Raw genomic sequence first — 21,010 nt, 5'->3', positions numbered from 1 at the left:
ACGTGAATCTTACTTCAGCCAGCGATGACTGTATTCGCCGCTAACAGGCATATAAACCATCCCTAGAAACGTTTTATGCCGCCCGTTGCCGTCACATATTGTATGGCATCGAGTGACATGCAGAGTGCACTGCGCATCTTTCACCTCCCGTTCTCGTTCATGCTGCCACAACGGGTCGCAGCCGAGCGTGGCTACTTCGAGGACGAGGGACTCGACATCGAACTGGTCGAACGCGACCGGCAACAGGTCGACTGGAAGTACGTCCCGGGAGACTGGACGCTGACGGGCGACGACAACGTCGACCTCTACCCGGTCTGCAAGTGGGAGAGTCTCCGACGCACTTGGTCGCTCGATGACGGCAAAATCGTCGCCCACGGAACGTTCGCAGACCTCCCGTATAGCCTCTATACGCGGCCGGAAACGTCGATCGACATTCCCGCCGACCTCGCCGGTACCCCCGTCGGCGTCAATCGCCGAACCGGCCAAGAGTACACCGCCATCAAAGCGCTCGAAGAGTACGTCGACCCCGACGAAATCGAACTCGAACACTTCGGCATGCCGACCGAGCGGCTGCGGGCGCTCCGCGACGGCGACATCGATGCCATCACGCTCCTCGATCCACACAGCACCCTCGCCGATCACCTCGGCTTCGAGCGGGTCCTCGCCTTCGAGAACCACATCGGTATCGTCGGCACCGAGACACTCGACGGCGACGAACTCGACGCCTTCATGCGAGCCTACGGCCGCGCCGTCGAGGCGATCAACGACGACCCGCAAGCCTTCCGCGAGCAGTACCTCGCGATGCTCGAGTCGGACGCCGAGATCGCACCGGACCTCTTCGATGGCGTTAACCTCGAAACCGTTCGCGAATCGGTGACCGTTCCCCGGTACGAGGTCCCCGAACTCGCCGATCCCGACCAACTCGACGGCCACCTCGAGTGGATGAAGGACCGAGAACTGATCGACGACCGGGCCGACATCAGGACGATCGTTTCCCCCTCGAGCCAATGACTAGCGACATCGAAACCCAGCAAGCGGCACTGGACGAACTCCACGACGCTCCCGCTCGGACAGAGAGCGACGACGCGACCAGGATTAAGCTTCCGGAACTGCGCGCCCGATTCGAACACAACGGCAGCCCCCGCTACATGCTGTACACCATCAAGCGGTACGGCTTCGACCACGACCACGGCTTCCACCTCGACGTCGAACTCGTCTCGGACGAACTCGAGGACGGCCTCGAAACGGTCGAGGCCAAACTGCACCAGGGCGACGCGGATCTGATCGACATCGACTACATCTCGACGGCGCGCGAGCGGGCCGGCGGCGCACCCATCGTCGCCTTCCATCCCTACGGCCGAACCGTCGGCGGCCTCGTCGTCCCCGAGAGTTCGCCGATCGACGGTCTGGCCGACCTCCCCGGCCACCGCATCGGCGTCGTCCGCCGGCTCGACAAGAACTGGATTTTCACACGGGCCGCCTGCCGCGAGTTCAACGAGTTCGATCCCGAAACCGAAGCCACGTCGGTCGAGGCGGGCTCGAAGGTCGAACTCACCCGACTGCTGCGCGAGGGGGAGGTCGACGCCGCCCTCCAGTTCTGGCAACTCATCCCCGAACTCGTCGAACCCGGTCCCTACCGCGAAGCGATCCCGATGGCCGAACTCGTCCAGCGGCTTTCGGGCGTCGAGCGGACGCTGCCCATCTCGACGTTCCTCACGAGCGAGGACTACCTGGCAAACCAGCCCGAAGCCATCCGGGGGTTCAAGCGCGCGTACGCCGACGCCGTCGAACGCCTGCAGACCGACGATGAACTCTGGGCGGAGTTGGGCGACCGACTCATGCACGAGAACGACCCCGCCGTCGTTCGCGGCGTTCGCGATCACTGGCGGGAGATGGTCGTCACCGAGTGGAACGCGGAGACGGTCGACGCGATGGAACAGTTGTTCGACCACCTGCTCGCAGTCGCCGGCCCGGAGGCGCTCGGCGTCGACCACATTCCGGACGACCTGTTCCGACTGGAGGTGCCGTCGCAATGACGCCGGACACGACGACCGTCGACTTCCAACTCAACTGGGAGCCGAACGGCTTTCAGGCCCCCTACTTCCTCGCGCGCGATCGCGGCTTCTACGACGACGAGGGGCTGGACGTGCGGTTCGTCGAGGGCCACGGCTCGCCCTTCGCCGCCGAGCAGGCCGCCCGAGGCCGAGCCGAGTTCGCGCTGGCGGGCGCGAGCGCCGTCCTCTCGATCCAGAGCCGTGGGCTCGACCCGCTCGCCGTCGCCGCCGTCACCGGCAAGACGCCCGCCGCGATCTACACCCTCCGGGACGAGTTCGGCGAGGCGCTGACCGAACCTTCGCAACTCGCGGGCCGGACTGTCGCGCCGTCGGCGACCAAAACGCGCATCCTGACGGCCCAGTTGCTCGAAGACGCGGGTATCCGCGACGAGGTCGACCTCCTCGGCGTCGACGATCACACCCACCACCGCGTGCAGCACAAGCTCCTGGATGGGCGCGTCGACGCCGCCGTCGGCGTCGTCACGAACGGCTACGAACTCGAGCGCGAACACGACCGGCGGGCGGACGAACTCGCAATCGGGGACCACCTCGGCATCTACGGGATGACCATCGTGACCGACCCCGAGTTCGCCCGCGCAGAGCCGGAGACGGTCCGCTCCTTCCTCCGGGCGACGGCCCGCGGCTGGGCGGCCGCGACGAACGATCCCGACGCGGCGATCGACGTGCTCGTCGAACGCAACGCGACGCTCGAGCGGAATCGACCCGTCGAGCGGCGCAAGTTCGAGACGGCGGCGACCGACCTCCAGTTCACCGACCGGACGCGGGCGGAAGGGTGGGGCTTGCACGAGGGCGAGCGCTGGCGGACGCTCGGCCGGACGCTCGCCGAGACGGACCTGCTCGAGGGCGAGATCGATCCCGACGCGGTCTGGACGAACGAGTTCATCGACGCGGACGACGAGGTGATCGGGAACTACGCGGAGCGCGTCGCCGAGTCGGAAACGGAACCGCGGCTCTGAGGATACCCATGCACGCAGTCGACCACATCAACATCGACGTCGACGACCTCACCGCCTGCTACGAGTTCTACCGCGATGAACTCGGGCTCGACGTCCGCCGCGAGCCGTCCGATTTCAAAGGCGAACACGCCATGTTCCAGGTCGGCGAGACGGTCGTCACGCTGGCCGAAACCGGTCGCGCCGACGGCTGGGACGAGCGCGGCCTGGATCACCCGCTCGACAAGGCCCACGTCGCTTTCGAGACCGATCGACGGGAGTACGAGCGACTGACGGCTGAACTCGGCGGCCAGTTTCCGAAGCAGGGGCCGTACGACTGGGACGAGTTCGAGGGGTTCTACTTCCTCGATCCGGACGGGAACCTGCTCGAGGTGATCACCTACGAGTCGCCGGCGGGCGAGCGCGAGCGGCCGCTGCTGACGCACGACGATGTTGGGTAAGGTGGTTTCTCACTTCGCCGAGGGTGTCATAGAACAGTTTGCACAGAACGCCCACGCATGCCTGAATCGCGTAACTAGACAGTACTGACAGGGAAGATCACTCATCAGAAACTACTATCGGGTGGCCCGAGAGAGTTGGGAGCGTGACTGACGATATCGGGTATCCCTCCGAGCAACTAATTCTCGATCTCCACGAGCAGATCGTTGCGGAAGGCGACAATACGGAACCAGGCGTTCGGTCGGAGGACGCGATTGAATCCGCACTTCAGTACGTGTCAGAGGGGTTCTTCGGGGAGGTCCCACAAACACGTCACGAAAAAGCAGTGCATTTGATGCGACTCCTCGTTGCAAATCATCCGTTTGTCGATGGGAACAAACGAACTGCACTCCGAACAGTGGTTGTCTTCTATATGCTGAACGGGTATACGTTCGAATACGGCAACGAAATTCGCGCCTTACTGCACCGATTTGCAACGGACGAAGCCGGGGTCGACACCGAGACGGCAGTCATCTACTTCCGAGCGTGTGCTCGTCGCAACTGATAAAGGGATTCAATGCGTATTCAGGATACAGCGATGGCGTCCAGTACTGACTCCTCGGCAGCGGTCGATGAAGAGGTCCGCCGGCTGTACGAGCGATATCAGTCGGCTGAGAGCGACGAGGAACGCCACGAGATCGCACTCGAGATGGGAAAACTCGACGGACGCCGTCACGCCGAAATCTACGCGGCTCTGGAGAACGAGTAGATTCCTGTTCTGACCAAATCTGTTCAATAGGCCTCGCAGATCATGTCCGTATTCGGAGAAACGTGACGGTAAGCCCACATGTTGATCTAACGATGTGCCTCACTCAACAATTGCGTTCACCAGGCGGCCATTCACACGCATTCCCCGACATACGGCTGTTCTCGTCGATATATGTCGAGAGACACGCGATCCACAGTACGCACATTCCTCGTCTGCATCGGGTGTTGTGATGGTCGTGGACATACCTGAGCTATGGAGCAAGCTGCGGAACGTGTTTTGCAGACAACTCTGGAAGCGATGAACACCAGTCGGTTCTTCGTCCGTACTTACCGATTATTGTAATCACTTGGGAGGTGAGAGCAGTTCTCCGATAGCGTCACGTCGTCGGCAATCGCGTCTGTACCGGGCCGTCGCTCTCGCGTGCCTCGAGTTCAAGTAGCCGGCGCTTCGTCGCGACGCCGTCGGCCGCCGAGTAGCCGGTGAGCGCGCCGTCGCTGCCGACGACGCGGTGGCAGGGAACGACGATCGGCACGGGATTGCGGCCGCAGGCCTGACCCACGGCGACTGGACTCGTTCCAAGGTCAGCGGCGAGGTCGCCGTACGTGCGCGTCTCGCCGTAGGGGATTGCCATCATCGCGGCCATTACGTCGCCGGTTAGCCCGTCGGGAACGTCCACGTCGAGGTCGAAGCGCCGCCGGTCGCCCCGCTCGTACTCGCGTACCTGCGTACGGATTTCGGCGACCGATTCGGCGATACTCGACTCGTCGATAGCGATTTCGCCGTCGAGAATCTGTAGTTTCATTGGTTCTCTCCGTTGGTCGCTCTTGGGTCCCGGTGGGCATAAGTGCCGACCGCACACCGAAACTGATCGGTGGGCCTCTGTCGTCGGTCGTTGATCGTCGGTCGTCGGTCGCCAAGGATTAGTCGTCGTCAGACTCGAGTGCAACTTCGATCTCAGCCGCCGCGGCTTTGTATTCGGGAATCTTCGCCCGGTCGTCGAGCACGTCGTTCGTCAGTTTGTTCGCCGAGGCGGCCGCGAAGTGCGGCGTCGTCCAGACGACGCCCTCCTTGGTGTCGTCGGTGACCTTCGCCTCGACGGTGATCTCGCCGCGCCTCGACGTGAGGGTGACCGCCTGGCCGTCCTCGATGCCGTATCGCTCGGCGTCCGCCGGATGCACGTCGACGAAGTTTTCCGGCGTCTGTCGGTTGAGCGTAGACGACCGACGGCTCATCGTGCCGGTGTTGTAGTGCTCCTCGAGGCGGCCCGTCGTGAGGATCAGCGGATAGTCCTCGTCCGGCGTTTCGGCCGGCGGGGTGTGGCTCACACCCTCGATGTGCCCGAGTCCGCTCTCGGTGTCGAAGTCCTCCTCGTAGAGGTAGGGATCACCTTCGTCGCCCAGTTCGTAACAGGGCCAGTGGAGCCCCTCCTCGCCGAGCAGGTCGTAGGTCATCCCGTGATAACTCGGGCAGACCTGCCGGAGTTCTTCGAAAACAGCTTCGGGGGTATCGAAGTCGAACCCAGCCGCGCCGAAGAGTCGCGTGCCGACTTCCGAAAGGATCTCGAGATCGTGTTTCGTGTTCTCGTGGACTCTCTCGACGCCGCGCATGCGCTGGACGCGACGATCCGTATTGGTGACCGTCCCGCCGCGCTCCGCCCAGGTCGTCGCCGGCAGAATCACGTCGGCGTACTCGGCCGTCTCCGTCGGGAAAATGTCCTGCACTACCATGAACTCGAGTTCTTCCATCCGCTCTGCGACCCGGTTCGCATCGGGTTCGCTCATGATCGGGTTCTCACCCATGACGTACAGGCCGCGAATCCCGTCGCCGAACTCGTGGGAAATCTCGACGTTCGTGAGACCGGGCTCGTCGGGGATGTCGAATCCCCATTCTTCCTCGACGCGTTCACGGGCTTCGTCGTCGTCGACGAGCTGGTAGCCCGGCAGGACGTTCGGCATCGCACCCACGTCGCAGGTGCCCTGAACGTTGTTCTGGCCGCGCAGCGGATTGACGCCGGTCCCGGGGCGACCGAGATTCCCCGTGATCAGCGCCAGGTTGATCTCGTTCTGGACGTTGTCGACGCCGCAACGGTGCTGACTCATCCCCATGCCGGTGAAGATGGCCGCGTTCTCGGCCGTTGCGTACTTCTCCGCAGCGAGTTCGATGTCCGCGAGCGGGACCCCACACTCCTCGGCGGCGGCTGCTTTGTCGAACTCGGCGAGCGTCTCCCGCAGGTGCTCGAAGCCCTCGGTTCGCTCCGCGATGAACTCGTCGTCGATCCAGTCGTTCTCGAGCACCGTTTTGAGGACGATGTTCAACAGGGGAACGTCGGTCCCCGGATTCAACTGGAGGTGCATGTGTCGATCCGTCTCGTCGATCTGGAACGAACGAGTCGTCTTGTTCGCGTGCGGATCGACCTGGATGACGGTCGCGCCGTCGAGGACGGCCTGCCGGAAGTACTGGCTGTTCGCAATGGGATGTTGCTCGCCCGGATTGGCCCCTTGAATCCAGAACACGTCGGTTTCGGCCCGCAAGTCGGCCATACTGTTCGTCATCGCGCCCGCGCCTAGACTCGTCCGCAGCGCCCAGACCGTCGAGGCGTGACACATCCGCGTGCAGTTGTCGACGTTGTTCGTCCCGTAGCGGCGGGCGATCTTCTGCAGGAGGTAGTTCTCCTCGTTCATCGTCTTCGAGGAACCGAAAAAGCCCACCGCGTCCGGACCGTACGCCGCTCGAATCCGCTCGAGTTCATCGACGATGAACTCGTAGCACTCGTCCCAGGTCGCCTCGCGGAACTCGCCGCTGTCGTCTTTGATGAGCGGGTCGGTCAGTCGGTCCTCGTGGTCGACGACCTCCGTCGCCGCGCCGCCTTTGATACAGATGCGGCCCTCGTTGACCGGCGCGTCGCCCCAGGGCATGAACTGCACGTCACCCGGGTCATCGCCCTGTTGAACCTGGATACCACAGCCGACGCCGCAGTACGGACAAATCGTCGTGACCGGTTCGTCGGTCTGGTGTTGATCACTGGACATTGGATGCTCCGCTCGGTGGTGAATCGCGGTACGTGCATTCACAACGCGAGTGTGCATGAGTTTTTCTACCACACTGGAGACGAGCGGCCAGACGAGGGGTGGAACGCGACCACCTCGGGCGAACGCTAACAGCGCCCCGCGCCATACAGTCGCACGATGGAGTTCACGCGTGACCTGGTGCGTTCGGAAGCGGCCGACTACCGGGCGGAGAACCCCTTCTATCCCGTCGAACAGGAGCAACTCGAAACCCTTCCACGAGCGTTCGAGACGGACGCATTCGGGTGGCGCGACGCCGCCTGGGTCGTCAGGTGGTACTACCGGCGATTTCTCGGCACCTATCCCGACGCCGAGCGACGAGCCGCAGAAGAGCGCTTTCAAGAGAACGAGTTCGACGCGGTCCGGGCTGCTATCGCGGACGCGGTCGATGCGACCGCCGGCCCGGAGCGAGACGCGACGGCTGCGATCGATACCCTCACCGCACTGGACGGTGTCGACGTTCCGGTCGCCACCGGCTTTCTCATGTTTTTCGCCCCGCAGGAGTTCGTCGTCCTCGGCCCTCGCGAGTGGACCGTCCTTTACGACGCGGGTGAACTCGCGAAGCCGTACCCGCCCGCACCAACGGCGAGCGACTACGAGACGTATCTCGACCGCTGTCGATCGATTGCGACGACGACCGACTGCGAGTTGTGGATGGTTCACCGGGCGCTCTGGCGTCTCTCGGCCGCCACTACCGACCAGTAACGCTCGATTCAGACGGTCGGCCGCGGACTTTTGTTGCCGGTCGCCGAACACGCGTGTATGTCCCCCGCAACCGGATCGGGCGGTACAGCGCAACCGGACGCCACGCCGAACGAGCGGACGGCCGTCATCCTCGCGGGCGGCCACTCGACCCGCTTCGGCGACGAGGACAAGGCCGTCGCCGAACTCGCGGGAACGCCCATGATCCGCCGCGTCGTCGATCGACTCCGCCCCGTCGTCGACGAGTTCATCATCAACTGTCGGGACGACCAGGTGCCCGTTATCGACGATGCACTCACGGCCGATGCGGGCGACTCCGACGGCGCTGGTGAGCCACCGGTCTCCTTCGCCGTCGATCCGGTCCCCGACCGCGGCCCGATGGCGGGCATCATGACCGGACTTCGCGCGGCGCGGACCGAATTCAGTGCCGTCGTCGCCTGCGATATGCCCTTCGTCGATCCCGAACTCGTCTCGGCCCTTTTCGATCGGGCGGCAAGCGCGGACGCGGACGCTGCGGTCCCGCGACTCGAAGACGAGTGGTTCCAGACGACGCAGGCGGTCTACCGAACCGAGCCGATGGGAGAGGCCTGCGAACGCGCCGTCGACCGCGGCGACCGACGGGTCGTCGAACCCCTGTTCGATCTCGACTACGTCGTCGTCGAGACGGACGAGATACGCGACCACACTGATCTGGAGACGTTCGAGAACATCAACACGACCGAGGAGTTCGAGGCGGCACGCGACCGACTCGCCGACTCGGCCTAGCGGGCGGCGTATCGGAACTCGCGCGCTCTCGGTACCGGGTACAGAGCAACCGAGTCAGGACTCGATGACCTCCACCACCGGCTCGGCGTCGATCAAACGCGTGAGCACGACGCGAGAGACGGCCGGCGCGCGATCGAGCAGGGCCGCTGCGATTTCCTCGCCGGTCGCTCGCAGCGACGCGTCATCGACCTTGTTGAGTACCGGCACGACCGCCGCCCCGTCCGGAACGCCCTTCAACCCGCCGCGCTCGCTCGCGAGCACCCGCGCAACGTCGTCGGGCCGGATCTCCTCGCCGAGTTCACGATCGGTGATCGCCGCGACTCTCTCGGGCTGGTGGACGAACTCGGCCGAGAGCGGCTTGCCGACGGCCTGCACGCTCGCGATCGGGACGACGGTGTCCGTGCCCCGCGGCAGTTGCGGCTCGTGATCGCCCGGCGCTTTGAACTCGCGCGTTCGCGCGCCGTCGGCTTTGACGAGAACGAGGTCGGCGGTGTCCGCGGCCGCGAGTTCATCGATAGTAGCGGGATCGTAGCCGACGTAGCGGTCGCCCTCTCGCTCCGGAACGACGCCGAGAGGCCACCGATCCGCGTTGGCTGTAGTTGCGACCGGATCGTCCGAGATGGAGACGGCCCCAACGTGTTGGTCGAAGATAGGGATACGGACGGTCGCGGTGAGGACGGTTTTCGACGGCGGCAGTCGGGTGGCGCGTTCCGCCAGCGTGTAGAGCGTCGTTTTCTTGCCGCCGGCGCCGACGACGGCGACGACGCCGGAGTCGATCTGGAGTGCCACTGTGAGAGGCGAGTCGTCCGCGACCATAGGCCCGGTACGATGGAAGGGGGCTAATGGTTTGGGTCGATTTCGTCGATTTCGTCGGATTCGTCGGATTCGTCAGAGGTCGGGGGCAGACGCGACTCAGAGACCCAGAATTTCGCGCGCCTGCGACGGCGTCGCGACCGGGCGGCCGAGTTCGTCGGCGATGCGGACAACTCGTTCGACCAGTTGCGCGTTACTCGTTGCGAGTTCACCCTGTCGGTAGTAGACGTTGTCCTCCAGACCGACGCGGACGTGGCCGCCGAAGAGGAGGCCCATCGTTGCGAACGGAAGCTGATGGCGGCCGAAGCCGAGGGTGTTGAACTGCGCGCCCGCGGGCAGGTTGTCGATCGCGGTCAGGAAGTTCCGCGGCGTCGGCGGGGTGAGCGTGCCGGGGCCGAAGATCAGGGTTCCGTAGACGGGGTCGGCGAGGTCGCGCCGATCGAGGAGCCCGAGCGCCTCGTTCAGGTGGCCGTCGTTGAAGAGTTCGAGTTCGGGTTTCACGCCGCGTTCGACCATCTCCGCGTGGAGCGAGTCGACGAGGCCGCGGGTGTTCTCGCTGGTGAGGTGATCGTACCGGTTCAGCGGCCCCATGTCGAGCGAGGCCATCTCCGGGGCGGGGTCAGTCCGCAGGGGAAGATGTCGCGCCGCATCCGGCGCACCCGTTCCGCCGGTGGAGTGCTGGATGATCACGTCCTCAGCGCGGCGGCGGATGGCGTCGTCGATCTCCTGAAAGCGCTCGGTCGCGAACGTGCGCTCGCCGTTCGGCTGGCGCGCGTGAACGTGGACGACGGCCGCGCCGGCGGCTTCGGCTTCCGCCGCCGCTTTCCCGATCTCTTCGGGCGTTTCAGGGAGGTGCGGCGTGGTCTCCTTGCCGTGTACGCCGCCGGTCAGGGCGGCGGTGACGATGACCGGCTCGCCGGCGAGGAACTCGGCGTAACTCACGCGTCTTCACCGGACCCGGCCCGATTTTCGTCGCCGTCACCGCTTCGGTTCCCGGTCCCGTTTTTCGGCTCCCGCTCGTTCTTACCCTCGTTCTCGTCGGCAGCCCCGGCGTGCTCGAGGTAGATTTCGCAGTCGCTGTCGTGTGCCAGGTCGTAGCGGTCGTTGCAGATATCAGCGCGCATCGGCTGGACGAACCGCGCCGCCGCCTCGCAGTATGCCCGCGGTTCGTCGAATTGCCGCTCGTTCGCCTCGAGTCGGTAGTCCAGGAACGGACAGGACATAGGCATCGTTCCGGGCCGATCGTGTTAGCTGTTCGCCGTCCGGGTTCGTCGTCCGCCCTTTGAGGTCGCCGTTCGCTACTCGCCGCTTGCCGTCCGCCATACGCCGAGCGGTTGATACTGTGGAAAACCGCGAATCACGAACCGAAAAACCGTTCGGTCAGGGATACAGCATCGTCGACCAGTCGAGCCACGCCTCAACCGTGACGATGCTCCCCGGATCGCACCGGGGATACGGGAAAGAGACCGCTCTCGTCTCGCCGGGTGCGACGTCGATGGTCGACTCGGTAGCCGTCCCGCTGTACGCCACGGTTGACTCATCCAGGTACGCTTTCAGCCGCGGATACAGTTCGACGGCTTCGCTGTGGTCGTTCGCAACCGTCGCGCTGTAGCCGTAGACCGGCGACCCATCGTACGTTCCGATCTGCCCCCAGTCGCCGTCGACGGTGGCGTACTGCTCCGAAACGCGACCGATATCCGCGGTTTCCCCGTCGCGAACGGTGAGCGTGTACTCGCCGATTTCGTCGGCCGCTCCATCTGCGGTCGTGATCGTAAATAGATACGTTTCGTCCGCGTCGAGTCCGTACACCCGAGTCGACTCACTCGACCCGTCGTCGAACGCCGCGCGAATACTCGGTATATTCCCCCACTCTCCGGGCTCGATCCGACCGCGAACGCCGTACCGCCCGCTCTCGGGATCGCGGACGAACTCGTGGGCGACTACGGCGTCCGCGTTCGGCCCGTCGACGGTCGCTGTCAGCGACTCGCCCTCGGCACAGATCGGCGTCACGTCCTCGTCGAACGTCGTCGAGGAGACCGCCTCGACGTCTCGGTCGTCGATCGGGGTGAGGTTCAACTGCTGTGCGCCACCCGATTCCCGCGAGAAACACCCTGCGACGGCGCTCGAGGAGAGGGCGGCGATACCGACCACGCACTGTCGTCGGTTCATATTTCTAATCTATTGTGGAAGTACATAAAGAAACCGCGGGACGGACGCCCGGTAACGGCCGCGTCCCCTGGTGACACGACCGTGGACAACCCTCACAAGGGCCGAGCGCCTACACGCTGTATGTCACCGACCACGCCCGGATTACACCACGTCACGGCGATCGCCGGCGATCCCGATCGAAACGCCGAGTTCTACGTCGGCGCGCTCGGCCTCCGGTTCGTCAAGCAGACCGTCAACCACGACGACCCCGGTTCCTACCACTTCTACTTCGGCGACGAAGGCGGGACGCCCGGCACGAATATTACGTTCTTTCCCTGGACCGACCGCGGCCGCCGAGGCGAGTTCGGTGCCGGCCAGACGCGGGCGACCGCCTACCTGATCCGCCCCGACTCGATCGACTACTGGCTCGACCGACTCGAGAGCGAGGGTATCGACGTCGAGCGGATGCAGCGCTTCGACGAAACCGTCCTCCGATTTGCCGACCCCGACGGGATCGAACTCGAACTCGTCGCGCCGGCCGACGACGCGGCCGCCGAGAGCGACGCGACGCCGTGGGAAGACGGACCCGTCCCGACCGACCACCAACTGCGCGGCTTTCACAGCGTCACGCTCGCCGTCAGCGAGTTCGGGCCGACGGAGGCGATCCTGACCGACGTGCTCGGCTACGAACTCGAGGCCGAGGCCGACGGTCGCCGCCGGTACCGGAGCGCGGCCGGCGGTCCCGGCTCGATCGTCGACCTGGTCGAGACCGATGCCGGTCGCGGACGGATGGGCGTCGGGACGGTCCACCACGTCGCCTTCGAGGCGGCCGATCTCGAGGAACAAGAGCGCTGGCGGGAGGCCTACGCCGAGCAGGGACTCTCCCCGAGCGAGGTCATCGATCGGAAGTACTTTCAGTCGGTCTACACCCGCGAGCCCGGCGGCGTCCTCTTCGAAATGGCGACGACGGAGCCCGGGTTCACGGCCGACGAGGACCGCGACGAACTGGGGTCCAGCCTGGCGCTGCCCGAGTGGCTCGAGGACGAGCGCGAACGGATCGAGGCGCAGTTGCCGCCGTTCGACGGCCCGGCGGTCGATTCCGAGCCATCGTCTGATCGGTAGTTCGTCGCCGTCGCATACTGGAAGAGACGACTTACCCGCGCCGACGCCGTTCGAGCGTTCGTAGCTGTTCGATCCGTTCCTCAGTCGCCGGATGCGTCGGGGGCCGCCACGCGAGCACTCGTCGAATACGTGTCCGCACCGGCTCGATGGTTCTCGTACGAAGCCACGTTTTGACCCGCTCCTTGCGCCGGGCGATGGGTCCCGGGGGACCATCGGATTCTTGCTTGTCGACTCTCTCTATGGAGAACTGACCGACGAACCACCGGTCGAACCAGTGTTCCTCACCCTCACCCTCACCCTCACCGTTCTCAGCCGTGCGCTCGAACGCCAGCGGCTGCGGAACGATCCCGAGCGTCGCGCTCGCGTGCAGTCGCGCATCCTGATCCGGTTTCGATCGCTCGTCCTCGAGCGTCTCGAGCGCGCTCGCCACCGCCGCCGGCTCACCGGTCAGTCGACTCGCGCCGCGATCGGCGGCGAACTCGCGGGTCTTCGAAAACAGTCCGAGCGCGATCGAGTTCAGTCCGAGCAGCGCCCGCGCAACGATACTCACGGCGAGGTAGAGCGCGCCGACCACGAGAATCGGGACTGCGAAGATGAGGAGGCCGATCCCGGTGAAGAGAGCGACCATCGCCATGCCGGCGAGAACGCCGCGGAGTTTCCGCTCGCGCTCGAGTAACCGATCGCCGATCGCGACGGTTGCGGCGACTGCGGTCACGACCGGCAGGTCGCGGTTGGCGACGTGGGCGACCTCGTGTGCGAGAGCCGCATCGAGTTCGTCGTCGTCGAGTCGCTCGAGCAGTCCCGTCGTGACCACGATCGTCGGCGAGCGTTGCGTCCCGACGGTCAGACAGGCGGGCTCAGGTCGGTCGGCGACGGCCACCGACGGAAGCGGGACGTCCGCCTGCGCTGCGAGTCGCCGAACCCGGCCGTCGAGGGTTTGCGGGTTGGTTCCCTCGAGTTCGCCGGAGTCGTCACGTTCGTGGAGTTCGTCGAGATCGAGGCCGGAGACGATCGTCCGCGAGCCGTATCGCGCCTGCACGGCGACGAGGCCGACGGCGGCGAGGAGGAGCGTCCCGACGGTGAGCGGCAGGCCGAGTTCGACCGGCACCGATCGGCCGCTCGCGGAAAGCAGACGGAGAGCGCTCCAGGCGAACGCCGCGAGCAGGAGTCCGTTCACTCCCACGACCAGCGCGAGCGCGGCAGCGATTCGAACCCGGAGTCGCCAGTTCGGTGTGAGCGCCACGTAGCAGTATCGTTCCGGAAACGGCAACAGTGTTTTGGAGTGACGGATCGAGACGGACCCTCGGACGTGGCCCGCCGGGGACTCCACTGTTAACAGTCCCCCGTCCGTAGACGACCCCATGACCGCACCCGATTCGAACGGCTTCGCTCAGAAGGCGCGAGATCGAACCCCGTTTCGCTTCGAGTTCACGTCGCCGACCATCCGCTTCGGCCGGGGCTGCGTCGCCGACCTCGACGCCGAACTCGAGCGGCTGGACCGCGAGCGCGCGCTGGTCGTCTGCGGGTCGACCGTCGGGAGCACGCCGGCGGTAATCGACCCGGTCCGGACGGGACTCGGCGCTGAACTCGCGGGCGTCTTCGACGAGACGACGACGAAGAAACGGCTCGGGACGGCGTTCGACGGACTCGATCGCCTTCGAGACACCGACGCTGACGCGATCGTCGCGGTCGGCGGCGGCAGCAGCCTCGACGTGGCGAAGGTGATCAGCGCGCTCGCGGCCGACGATCGCTCGCGCGGTGATATCGTCGCCGAGTTCAGCGAGACGGGAACGATCACCGTTCCCGAGTCGGGGCTGGTGCCGATCCTCGCGGTGCCGACGACGCTCGCGGGGGCGGATCTCTCGCAGGCTGCCGGCGTCACGGCCGCACCGGCGTCGGACGGATCGGGTCGGATCGACGAGGAACTCGGGGGTGGTATCGGTGGCCGGGAGCTGATGCCTGCGGCCGCTTTCTACGACCCCGATTTGGTCGCGACGACGCCCGAATCCGTCCTCGCGGGGTCCGCGATGAACGGCTTCGACAAGGGTCTCGAGACGATCTACGCCGCCAACGCGACGCCGATCACCGACGCGACGGCGTCGCGCGGACTGGCCGCACTGGAGTCCGGACTGCGCGCGTACGGCCGCGGCGAGCGCGACCCCGAGACGTTCGAGACGATTCTCGAAGGGATCGTCCTCGTCCAGTACGGCATCTCCCGCCCCGGCGAGACGACGCTGTCGATCATCCACGCCTTCGGCCACGGGCTGACGCGCACGAACGATGTCCAACAGGGGGCGGCTCACGCGGTCGTCGCCCCGCACGTCCTCGAGTTCGTCTTCGCCCGCGAGGGCGTGGACGCCCGCGTCGACTTGCTCGCGGACGCGCTCGGCGTCGGCGCAAACGCGGAGCCGGCCGCCGCGGTCGTCGACCGCGTGACCGCGGTCCGCGACGCGCTCTCGCTCCCGACCCGGCTTCGGGACGTGGACGGCCCCGAACCCGACGAGTTCAGTGCCGTCGCAGAGGCGACGCTCGCGGATCGCATGATGGCGAACGCGCCGCCGGGGCTCGACCCGTCGGTCGACGAACTCGTCGCCGTGCTCGAAGCGGCGTGGTAAGCAGAGCGGCGTTCACTCTATCGCGGGCGGCGGCTCGGCCCCGCGACGCGAGGGCTGTAATCCGTCGTGGAGGGGAGAAACGAGTCGAATCACGTAGATTCCGAGAATCGTCACACCGGCAGTCACCAGGAACACGACGGTCGGTGTTGCGAGGTGAACGATTTCGAGCAGCGAGAGACCGGCTCCGCCACTGAGCAGTGACAGCACAGTCATGTCGCTGAGACCGTCGGGAAGCAACTCGAACACCGTGGGTCGAACGGATGCCGCATAGTAAACGCCACAGCAGACGCCGAGTACCACGACCGGCCAGTGCTGGCTCGGCGCGAGCGGCCCCACATCGTCCGCGACAAACCAGGCGAACACCGGGAGACCGAGCGCGAGGCCGATGAACTCGCGGCGACGGCCGTCGGGGAGCGTCCAACCGCCGTCCGCGTCGCGAACCCACGAGACGATCGGGAGGGACATAGCGGGAGAACGATGGGTTGGCCAAAGAACGTTTGCCTTTTCGAACGCACCACGCGGTCGTCGCTCACTCCTCGATGTAGGACGGCCGCTCGGCGTACTCGATCGGATCGCGGCGATCGTTGCGCTGGAACGCCTGGAGGCGGTAGGCACAGGCGTCGCAGGTGCCACAGGCCGGCTGGTCGTCGCGGTAGCAGCTCCACGTGTGTTCGTAGGGAACCCCGAGTTCAGTACCGCGGGCTGCGATGTCGGTCTTTGACCACTCGACGAAGGGGGCTTCGATCGAGATGTCAGTCTCGGGTTTGGTCCCCACGTCAACCACGGTTTCGAACGCCTCGAAGAACTCGGGGCGACAGTCCGGATAGCCCGAGAAGTCCTCGCTGTGGGCACCGATGAAGACGGCTTCGCAGTCGTTGGCTTCGGCGTAGGAGACGGCCATCGCGAGCAGGTTCGCGTTCCGGAAGGGGACGTAGGAGGTGGGGATTTCGTCGCCGTCCATGTCCGCGTCCGCGACGGCGAGTTCGTCGTCGGTGAGACTCGAGTCGCCGATCGCCGAGAGGTGTCCGGTTTCGACCTGCAGGAAGTCGTTCATCTCGAGGTCGTCGGCGAGGCGTTTTGCACAGTCGAGTTCACGGGTTTCGGTGCGCTGGCCGTAGGAGGTGTGGAGGGCGTAGAGGTCGTAACCGCGTTCGCGGGCCTCGTAGGCGGCGGTGGCGCTGTCCATGCCGCCCGAAAGGAGGACGACGGCGCGCTTCGAGTCGGTCGTCGGGTCGGTACCGGTGTCGGTGGTGGGTGAATCGGATGTCATCGTATCTCTTCGTATCGGGATGGTACTGGGTTATGTCTCGGGTGCGTCGTTCCACAGATCCACGTGCAGCCGCGGCGTGTACCGGAAGCCGTGCTCCATCGCGAGTTCGGCGGTGCGCGTTCGCGTTTCGGCGAGGCGCTCGCGGGTCGCACCCTCGGGCATCAGCAGGACGTTCTCGTCGCGGATGGGAACGGTCGCTGCGTCCCGAAGTTCGGCGAGCAGGTCGAGGATCTCCGGCATGTCGTCCGCGTCGGTGACGACGAACTTCAACTGGAACGGGTGGGTCTCGACGAGTTCGGTGAGTGCGTCGAGGTCGAGTCGGGCGCTCTCGTGGCGCTGTTCCCATTCGCCGTCGCCTCGGTTCGCGGCTCCTCGTGATCGCCGCTCACCGTTTCGAGATTCTTCTGGAATCTCGCTTCTCGGGTCGCGCTCGGGAGTCGGGGTGCTGCTTTCGAGTTTCGGGCTGATCGAGGCGAGGTCGATGGGGGCGTCGCGGTGGATCGTCCCGTTCGTCTCGACGGTGGTGTGGTAGCCGCGGTCGTCGAGTTCGGAGAGCAGGTCCGCGCTCGCGTCGTGCAACAGCGGTTCGCCGCCGGTGAGGACGACGTGGTCCGCGTCGTAGGATTCGATCTCGGCGAGGATTTCCTCGAGGCTCATCCAGGCGTGGGTCGGTTCCCAGGAGGTGTGATAGGAGTCACAGAACCAACAGCGGAGGTTACAGCCGCTCGTGCGGACGAAGACGGAGGGGACGCCGGCGAGGGTACCCTCGCCTTGCAGCGAGTAGAAGAGTTCGTTGATCGGGAGTCCGTCGTCGGGTCGGTCGTCGTTGTCAGTTTGGTTTTGGTGCTCGTTCTCCGTGCTGTTCGTCGCCTCGGACGGTTCCCGGTCGACCGAGTGAGAGACCGGCATTGTGATCAGAACTGGCTTCCGCCGCAGAGTTCGTTCGTTTCGTTGACCTGGACGGCGACATCGGTGACGTTCGCTCCGAGTTCGGCGCGGAGTTTGTCTTCGAGAAGGACGCTCATCACCTCGGCCGTTGGCGGCTGGTCGAGGACGACGATTCCGTCCGCGTCGCCGGCCGCTTCGAAGGCCTCGACGAGCGGATCCCCGCGCTGGAGGAGGAACCGGTGGTCCCACTCGTCTATTACTGCAGTAATATCTCCCTTGTCGGCGATCCAGCCCTCCTCGGTGAGCGTTCCCTCGATGGTAACCGCGACTTCGTAGTTGTGGCCGTGCGGTCTGGCGCACTTACCGTCGTGGTGGAGGATTCGGTGGCCAGTGCTGATTCTGATCGGGCGGTCGCGGCCGATGTGGAGGGTTCGAGAACGACCGACCAGGCGCTCGTCGGCCGTCGTCGACCCGTCGGCCTCGCCGTGGTCGTCGTCCGAGGCGTATTCAGTCACACGCGAGTATTCTCTCGAGAATACTTAAATCTGGTCGAACGCCCCGCTCCGGGATGAACTCGAGCGAGGGGTAACCGCGACGGTGAGAGTGGTGGTGACGGCAATGGCGGTGGTGACGGAACCCGTGACGGTGACGACAGTGGAGTTGCGACTACGAGTTCGGTTGCTATCGCGCCGACGACACTACCGGTCGATCGATCAGTTCTCGAGTTGGTCCTGCAGCCGGTTTTTGGCCTCGGTGCGGCGCTTCTGGGAGAACGTCGGTTGCTCGTCGGAGAAGTCGATCTCGAGTTCGTCGACCGTGCGGCGATAAATGTTCGTTCGTCGCCCCTCTTCGGAGAGTTGTCGTCCTTCGCAGGTAAGTAAACCCGCGTTGACGAGTTCTTCGATGCGTCGATAGCAGGTTGCGATGGGTATTTCGATGTCTTCGCTCAGCGTCTGTGCCGACTTCGGAGTTCCCGCAGCACAGAGGATTTCGGCACTGTACTTGCTGCCGAGTGCCGAAAGAACCGTAGTCGAATTGGTGTCAGTTCGTTGCGTCCGACGAGGCATTGTCACACCGTTACTAATTATCAGAATTGAATCTTGTGGTTATGGTGAGTAACAGGGATTCTGAGTGGTCAGTAAGACATCATTTTGAATCGAATGATGCGGACGAGACACATTTGAGGGGGGACCGCGAACGAGCGGGTATGAACGCTGCGGTCGTTACGGTCGGTGATGAACTCCTCGCCGGGCGGACGGCAAACACGAACGCCACGTGGCTTTGCGAGCGACTCACCGAGCGCGGCGTCGACATCGAGCGAGTGACGACGATTCCGGACCGCGTTTCGGACATCGCACGCGTGGTCAACGAGTATCGAGCGGCCTACGACGCCGTGATCGTCACGGGCGGCCTGGGACCGACGCACGACGACGTCACGATGGACGGCGTCGCCGCCGCACTCGGCCGGTCGCTGACGGAACACGACGCCGCCCGCTCCTGGCTCGAAGAAAACGGCTACTCTCACGCTGAACTCGCAGACGGAACGGCGGAGTTGCCGGCAGGTGCGCGGGCGCTACACAACGATGTCGGGGTGGCTCCGGGTGCGGTCCTCGAGGACGTCTACGTGCTTCCAGGGGTCCCCGAGGAGATGAAAGCGATGTTCGAGGCGGTGGCCTCGGAGTTCAACGGCGAACCGACACATCGGCTCGTCGTCGTCGCGGACGAACCCGAGAGCGCGCTACTCGATCGGATCGCCGAACTTCGCCGGCAGTTCGACGTGTCGGTTGGCAGCTATCCCGGCGACGGCGTTCGGATTTCGATCGAAGGAAGGGACGAGCGGACGGTCGCGGAAGCCGCCGCGTGGCTGCGCGAGCGGGTCGAAACGGCGTAATCCGTCGGACCGTCCGGTCGGGACAGGCGTCGAGCTACCGGTAGAAGTAGGCGATCCAGGCGATCGTGACGAGAAGACTCAGGGCCAGGGCGCTCCACCCGACGTACTCCATCGGCATCGGAAGCTCCGACTCCGCCGCGAGAACGTATAGTAGTTCGTTCATGAACGGTGCTCTAGCCCGATCCCTCTTAGTTTTTGAGAAACGGCCCAATAACGACGGACTCTGCAACCGGTCGCCGCGACAGGGCTGCAATCGCACGGCTTTTTGAATCGCCTCTCGTAGCCCGGCTATGGACGCGCTGGGCGTCGTCGTCAACCCGATCGCCGGCATGGGCGGCCGAGTTGGACTGAAAGGAACCGACGAGACACTCGCCGAGGCTCGCGAGCGCGGTGCCGAACCGCGTGCCCCGACGCGAGCGCGCGAGGCGCTGACCGCACTCTCCCGCCACGCCCCGGACGTAACCATCTACACCGCGACCGGCATCATGGGCGAGTTCGCCGCGCGCGATGCCGGCTACGAACCGGTCACCGTCTACGATCCGACCGCCGACTCGACCGTCGACCCCTCCACCGCCGAAACGACCGCCGCGGACACCCGCCGGACCGTTCGCGCGCTGCTCGACCACGACGTTTCCCTCGTCCTGTTCGTCGGCGGCGACGGAACAGCTGTTGATGTGGCAGCGGCTCTCGAGAACGCCGACGGAGCCGGACATAGCACGGGCACGGGCAATGAACAGTCGCCACTGACGCCGATGCTCGGCGTCCCCGCCGGCGTCAAAATCTACTCCTCCGTCTTCGCCGTCACCCCGACCGATGCCGGTCGGATCGCCGCCGAGTTCGACCGCGTCGAATCCCGCGAGGTCAACGACATCGACGAGGCGGCCTACCGCCAGGGCGAGGTCCGCTCCGAACTCAAATCCGTCGTTCCCGTCCCGGTCGCCCCGAACGTCCAGTCGAGCAAACAGCTCTCGAGCGGCACCGTCGACGCGCTGGCGGCCGGTTTCGCCCGCGACATCGAGCCCGGCCGAACCTACGTCTTCGGCCCCGGCGGCACCGTCGGCGCGATCGAATCCGAACTCGGGATCGATTCCGCTCCGCTCGGGGTGGACGTCTGGCGCGCCGACCCCGGTTCGAACACCGAGTCGGCACGCGACAGAGACGAGGCGAGCGAAACACGAAACGGAACGCTTCTCGCTCGCGATGCGTCGGAATCCGAGATTCTGGCCGCGCTCGACGAACCCGCGACGATCGTCGTCTCACCCATCGGCGGCCAGGGCGTCATCTTCGGCCGCGGCAACCACCAGATTTCCCCGCCCGTCATCGAGTTCGCCGACGAACTCGTCGTCGTCGCCGACGAGGACAAACTCGACGGGATCGAGGCGCTGCGCGTCGACACGGACAATGAGACGATCAACGACGAACTCCGCGGCTGGCAGCAGGTTCGGACGGGACGGTTCACGACGCGGCTCGTCAACGTTGTTTAAGGGGGCGGAGATAAACGGGTGAGAACCAGAACC

General features: G+C 65.2%; 25 protein-coding genes. 12 read left to right on the top strand and 13 right to left on the bottom strand.

Annotation, left to right across the window (positions count from 1 at the left end; genetic code table 11):
* Positions 1–102 precede the first annotated feature (102 nt).
* The 6 genes from C480_RS03870 (at position 103) to C480_RS23725 (ending at position 4,214) form a co-directional block, all read left to right on the top strand.
* Positions 103–1,011, top strand: coding sequence for an ABC transporter substrate-binding protein (locus C480_RS03870; RefSeq protein WP_049903169.1), 909 nt, complete (start codon positions 103–105; stop codon positions 1,009–1,011).
* Positions 1,008–2,036: an ABC transporter substrate-binding protein gene (locus C480_RS03865; RefSeq protein WP_006664312.1), complete on the top strand. Its 1,029-nt coding sequence runs from the start codon at positions 1,008–1,010 to the stop codon at positions 2,034–2,036. The genes C480_RS03870 and C480_RS03865 overlap by 4 nt, the downstream gene beginning before the upstream one ends.
* Positions 2,033–3,031, top strand: a complete 999-nt coding sequence (locus tag C480_RS03860) for an ABC transporter substrate-binding protein (protein WP_006664311.1) — start codon at positions 2,033–2,035, stop codon at positions 3,029–3,031. Before C480_RS03865 ends, C480_RS03860 begins: the two co-directional genes overlap by 4 nt.
* Positions 3,032–3,039: 8 nt before the next feature.
* The gene (locus tag C480_RS03855; RefSeq protein ID WP_006664310.1) at positions 3,040–3,468 is read left to right on the top strand and encodes a VOC family protein; all 429 of its coding nucleotides are present in this window, start codon (positions 3,040–3,042) and stop codon (positions 3,466–3,468) included.
* A 143-nt stretch (positions 3,469–3,611) separates the two neighbouring features.
* On the top strand, positions 3,612–4,010 hold the full coding sequence (locus tag C480_RS03850) for a type II toxin-antitoxin system death-on-curing family toxin (protein ID WP_006664309.1): 399 nt from the start codon (positions 3,612–3,614) through the stop codon (positions 4,008–4,010).
* Positions 4,011–4,043: 33 nt separating this feature from the next.
* Positions 4,044–4,214: a hypothetical protein gene (locus C480_RS23725; protein WP_006664308.1), complete on the top strand. Its 171-nt coding sequence runs from the start codon at positions 4,044–4,046 to the stop codon at positions 4,212–4,214.
* Positions 4,215–4,590: 376 nt separating this feature from the next.
* Here the strand turns inward: C480_RS23725 and C480_RS03840 are convergent, their stop codons facing one another.
* Both C480_RS03840 and fdhF read right to left on the bottom strand, forming a co-directional pair.
* Positions 4,591–5,016, bottom strand: a complete 426-nt coding sequence (locus tag C480_RS03840; protein WP_006664307.1) for a methylated-DNA--[protein]-cysteine S-methyltransferase — start codon at positions 5,014–5,016, stop codon at positions 4,591–4,593.
* A gap of 118 nt (positions 5,017–5,134) precedes the next feature.
* A complete protein-coding gene (gene fdhF, locus C480_RS03835) occupies positions 5,135–7,243 on the bottom strand; it encodes a formate dehydrogenase subunit alpha (protein WP_006664306.1) in 2,109 nt (702 codons plus the stop codon).
* 156 nt (positions 7,244–7,399) lie between these two features.
* Here fdhF and C480_RS03830 point away from each other — a divergent pair, with 156 nt between their 5' ends.
* Together C480_RS03830 and C480_RS03825 are read left to right on the top strand one after the other, a co-directional pair.
* A complete protein-coding gene (locus C480_RS03830) occupies positions 7,400–7,984 on the top strand; it encodes a hypothetical protein (protein WP_006664305.1) in 585 nt (194 codons plus the stop codon).
* A 57-nt stretch (positions 7,985–8,041) separates the two neighbouring features.
* On the top strand, positions 8,042–8,746 hold the full coding sequence (locus C480_RS03825) for a molybdenum cofactor guanylyltransferase (protein WP_006664304.1): 705 nt from the start codon (positions 8,042–8,044) through the stop codon (positions 8,744–8,746).
* A 54-nt stretch (positions 8,747–8,800) separates the two neighbouring features.
* Here the strand turns inward: C480_RS03825 and yqeC are convergent, their stop codons facing one another.
* From yqeC to C480_RS03805, 4 genes are all read right to left on the bottom strand, one after another.
* Positions 8,801–9,562 (bottom strand): selenium cofactor biosynthesis protein YqeC, encoded by a 762-nt coding sequence (gene yqeC, locus C480_RS03820; RefSeq protein WP_006664303.1) that lies wholly within the window; start codon positions 9,560–9,562, stop codon positions 8,801–8,803.
* Positions 9,563–9,658: 96 nt separating this feature from the next.
* A complete protein-coding gene (locus tag C480_RS03815) occupies positions 9,659–10,501 on the bottom strand; it encodes a BKACE family enzyme (protein WP_006664302.1) in 843 nt (280 codons plus the stop codon).
* The gene (locus tag C480_RS03810; protein WP_006664301.1) at positions 10,498–10,782 is read right to left on the bottom strand and encodes a hypothetical protein; all 285 of its coding nucleotides are present in this window, start codon (positions 10,780–10,782) and stop codon (positions 10,498–10,500) included. Before C480_RS03810 ends, C480_RS03815 begins: the two co-directional genes overlap by 4 nt.
* A 157-nt stretch (positions 10,783–10,939) precedes the next feature.
* A complete protein-coding gene (locus C480_RS03805; RefSeq protein ID WP_006664300.1) occupies positions 10,940–11,728 on the bottom strand; it encodes a hypothetical protein in 789 nt (262 codons plus the stop codon).
* A gap of 120 nt (positions 11,729–11,848) precedes the next feature.
* Between C480_RS03805 and C480_RS03800 the strand changes: the two genes are divergently transcribed.
* A complete protein-coding gene (locus C480_RS03800) occupies positions 11,849–12,829 on the top strand; it encodes a ring-cleaving dioxygenase (protein ID WP_006664299.1) in 981 nt (326 codons plus the stop codon).
* Between the two features lie 31 nt (positions 12,830–12,860).
* Here the strand turns inward: C480_RS03800 and C480_RS03795 are convergent, their stop codons facing one another.
* A complete protein-coding gene (locus C480_RS03795) occupies positions 12,861–14,072 on the bottom strand; it encodes a M48 family metallopeptidase (protein WP_049903163.1) in 1,212 nt (403 codons plus the stop codon).
* Between the two features lie 118 nt (positions 14,073–14,190).
* Here C480_RS03795 and C480_RS03790 point away from each other — a divergent pair, with 118 nt between their 5' ends.
* Entirely contained in the window at positions 14,191–15,444 is a 1,254-nt protein-coding gene (locus C480_RS03790) for an iron-containing alcohol dehydrogenase family protein (RefSeq protein ID WP_006664297.1), read from the top strand.
* 12 nt (positions 15,445–15,456) lie between these two features.
* Here the strand turns inward: C480_RS03790 and C480_RS03785 are convergent, their stop codons facing one another.
* The 5 genes from C480_RS03785 to C480_RS03765 form a co-directional block, all read right to left on the bottom strand.
* Positions 15,457–15,909: a hypothetical protein gene (locus C480_RS03785; protein ID WP_006664296.1), complete on the bottom strand. Its 453-nt coding sequence runs from the start codon at positions 15,907–15,909 to the stop codon at positions 15,457–15,459.
* A gap of 64 nt (positions 15,910–15,973) precedes the next feature.
* Positions 15,974–16,714: a 7-cyano-7-deazaguanine synthase QueC gene (gene queC / locus C480_RS03780; protein WP_006664295.1), complete on the bottom strand. Its 741-nt coding sequence runs from the start codon at positions 16,712–16,714 to the stop codon at positions 15,974–15,976.
* Between the two features lie 30 nt (positions 16,715–16,744).
* On the bottom strand, positions 16,745–17,623 hold the full coding sequence (locus C480_RS03775; protein WP_006664294.1) for a 7-carboxy-7-deazaguanine synthase QueE: 879 nt from the start codon (positions 17,621–17,623) through the stop codon (positions 16,745–16,747).
* 5 nt (positions 17,624–17,628) lie between these two features.
* Positions 17,629–18,117, bottom strand: a complete 489-nt coding sequence (locus C480_RS03770) for a 6-pyruvoyl trahydropterin synthase family protein (protein WP_006664293.1) — start codon at positions 18,115–18,117, stop codon at positions 17,629–17,631.
* 198 nt (positions 18,118–18,315) lie between these two features.
* Complete coding sequence (locus C480_RS03765; protein ID WP_006664292.1) at positions 18,316–18,669, bottom strand: winged helix-turn-helix domain-containing protein; 354 nt, start codon at positions 18,667–18,669, stop codon at positions 18,316–18,318.
* Positions 18,670–18,809: 140 nt separating this feature from the next.
* Between C480_RS03765 and C480_RS03760 the strand changes: the two genes are divergently transcribed.
* On the top strand, positions 18,810–19,493 hold the full coding sequence (locus C480_RS03760) for a competence/damage-inducible protein A (RefSeq protein ID WP_006664291.1): 684 nt from the start codon (positions 18,810–18,812) through the stop codon (positions 19,491–19,493).
* A gap of 34 nt (positions 19,494–19,527) precedes the next feature.
* On the opposite strand, the gene C480_RS24475 is transcribed toward C480_RS03760, so the two are convergent.
* On the bottom strand, positions 19,528–19,656 hold the full coding sequence (locus tag C480_RS24475) for a hypothetical protein (RefSeq protein WP_006664290.1): 129 nt from the start codon (positions 19,654–19,656) through the stop codon (positions 19,528–19,530).
* Between the two features lie 127 nt (positions 19,657–19,783).
* Between C480_RS24475 and C480_RS03755 the strand changes: the two genes are divergently transcribed.
* Positions 19,784–20,977 (top strand): ATP-NAD kinase family protein, encoded by a 1,194-nt coding sequence (locus tag C480_RS03755; protein WP_006664289.1) that lies wholly within the window; start codon positions 19,784–19,786, stop codon positions 20,975–20,977.
* The last annotated feature ends 33 nt before the right edge of the window (positions 20,978–21,010 follow it).

This window comes from Natrialba aegyptia DSM 13077, assembly GCF_000337535.1.
Lineage (GTDB): Archaea > Halobacteriota > Halobacteria > Halobacteriales > Natrialbaceae > Natrialba > Natrialba aegyptia.
The sequence above is the reverse complement of the archived record's forward strand: the minus strand, read 5'-3'. Positions and strand labels throughout refer to the sequence as shown.

Excerpts from the sequence above, each read along its gene's own strand:
- C480_RS03870 (WP_049903169.1), top strand. The coding sequence starts at position 103 with ATGGCATCGAGTGACATGCAGAGTGCACTGCGCATCTTTCACCTCCCG.
- C480_RS03865 (WP_006664312.1), top strand. The coding sequence starts at position 1,008 with ATGACTAGCGACATCGAAACCCAGCAAGCGGCACTGGACGAACTCCAC.
- C480_RS03860 (WP_006664311.1), top strand. The coding sequence starts at position 2,033 with ATGACGCCGGACACGACGACCGTCGACTTCCAACTCAACTGGGAGCCG.
- C480_RS03855 (WP_006664310.1), top strand. The coding sequence starts at position 3,040 with ATGCACGCAGTCGACCACATCAACATCGACGTCGACGACCTCACCGCC.
- C480_RS23725 (WP_006664308.1), top strand. The coding sequence starts at position 4,044 with ATGGCGTCCAGTACTGACTCCTCGGCAGCGGTCGATGAAGAGGTCCGC.
- C480_RS03840 (WP_006664307.1), bottom strand. The coding sequence starts at position 5,016 with ATGAAACTACAGATTCTCGACGGCGAAATCGCTATCGACGAGTCGAGT.
- fdhF (WP_006664306.1), bottom strand. The coding sequence starts at position 7,243 with ATGTCCAGTGATCAACACCAGACCGACGAACCGGTCACGACGATTTGT.
- C480_RS03830 (WP_006664305.1), top strand. The coding sequence starts at position 7,400 with ATGGAGTTCACGCGTGACCTGGTGCGTTCGGAAGCGGCCGACTACCGG.
- C480_RS03825 (WP_006664304.1), top strand. The coding sequence starts at position 8,042 with ATGTCCCCCGCAACCGGATCGGGCGGTACAGCGCAACCGGACGCCACG.
- yqeC (WP_006664303.1), bottom strand. The coding sequence starts at position 9,562 with ATGGTCGCGGACGACTCGCCTCTCACAGTGGCACTCCAGATCGACTCC.
- C480_RS03810 (WP_006664301.1), bottom strand. The coding sequence starts at position 10,782 with ATGTCCTGTCCGTTCCTGGACTACCGACTCGAGGCGAACGAGCGGCAA.
- C480_RS03805 (WP_006664300.1), bottom strand. The coding sequence starts at position 11,728 with ATGAACCGACGACAGTGCGTGGTCGGTATCGCCGCCCTCTCCTCGAGC.
- C480_RS03800 (WP_006664299.1), top strand. The coding sequence starts at position 11,849 with ATGTCACCGACCACGCCCGGATTACACCACGTCACGGCGATCGCCGGC.
- C480_RS03790 (WP_006664297.1), top strand. The coding sequence starts at position 14,191 with ATGACCGCACCCGATTCGAACGGCTTCGCTCAGAAGGCGCGAGATCGA.
- C480_RS03785 (WP_006664296.1), bottom strand. The coding sequence starts at position 15,909 with ATGTCCCTCCCGATCGTCTCGTGGGTTCGCGACGCGGACGGCGGTTGG.
- queC (WP_006664295.1), bottom strand. The coding sequence starts at position 16,714 with ATGACATCCGATTCACCCACCACCGACACCGGTACCGACCCGACGACC.
- C480_RS03775 (WP_006664294.1), bottom strand. The coding sequence starts at position 17,623 with ATGCCGGTCTCTCACTCGGTCGACCGGGAACCGTCCGAGGCGACGAAC.
- C480_RS03765 (WP_006664292.1), bottom strand. The coding sequence starts at position 18,669 with ATGCCTCGTCGGACGCAACGAACTGACACCAATTCGACTACGGTTCTT.
- C480_RS03760 (WP_006664291.1), top strand. The coding sequence starts at position 18,810 with ATGAACGCTGCGGTCGTTACGGTCGGTGATGAACTCCTCGCCGGGCGG.
- C480_RS24475 (WP_006664290.1), bottom strand. The coding sequence starts at position 19,656 with ATGAACGAACTACTATACGTTCTCGCGGCGGAGTCGGAGCTTCCGATG.
- C480_RS03755 (WP_006664289.1), top strand. The coding sequence starts at position 19,784 with ATGGACGCGCTGGGCGTCGTCGTCAACCCGATCGCCGGCATGGGCGGC.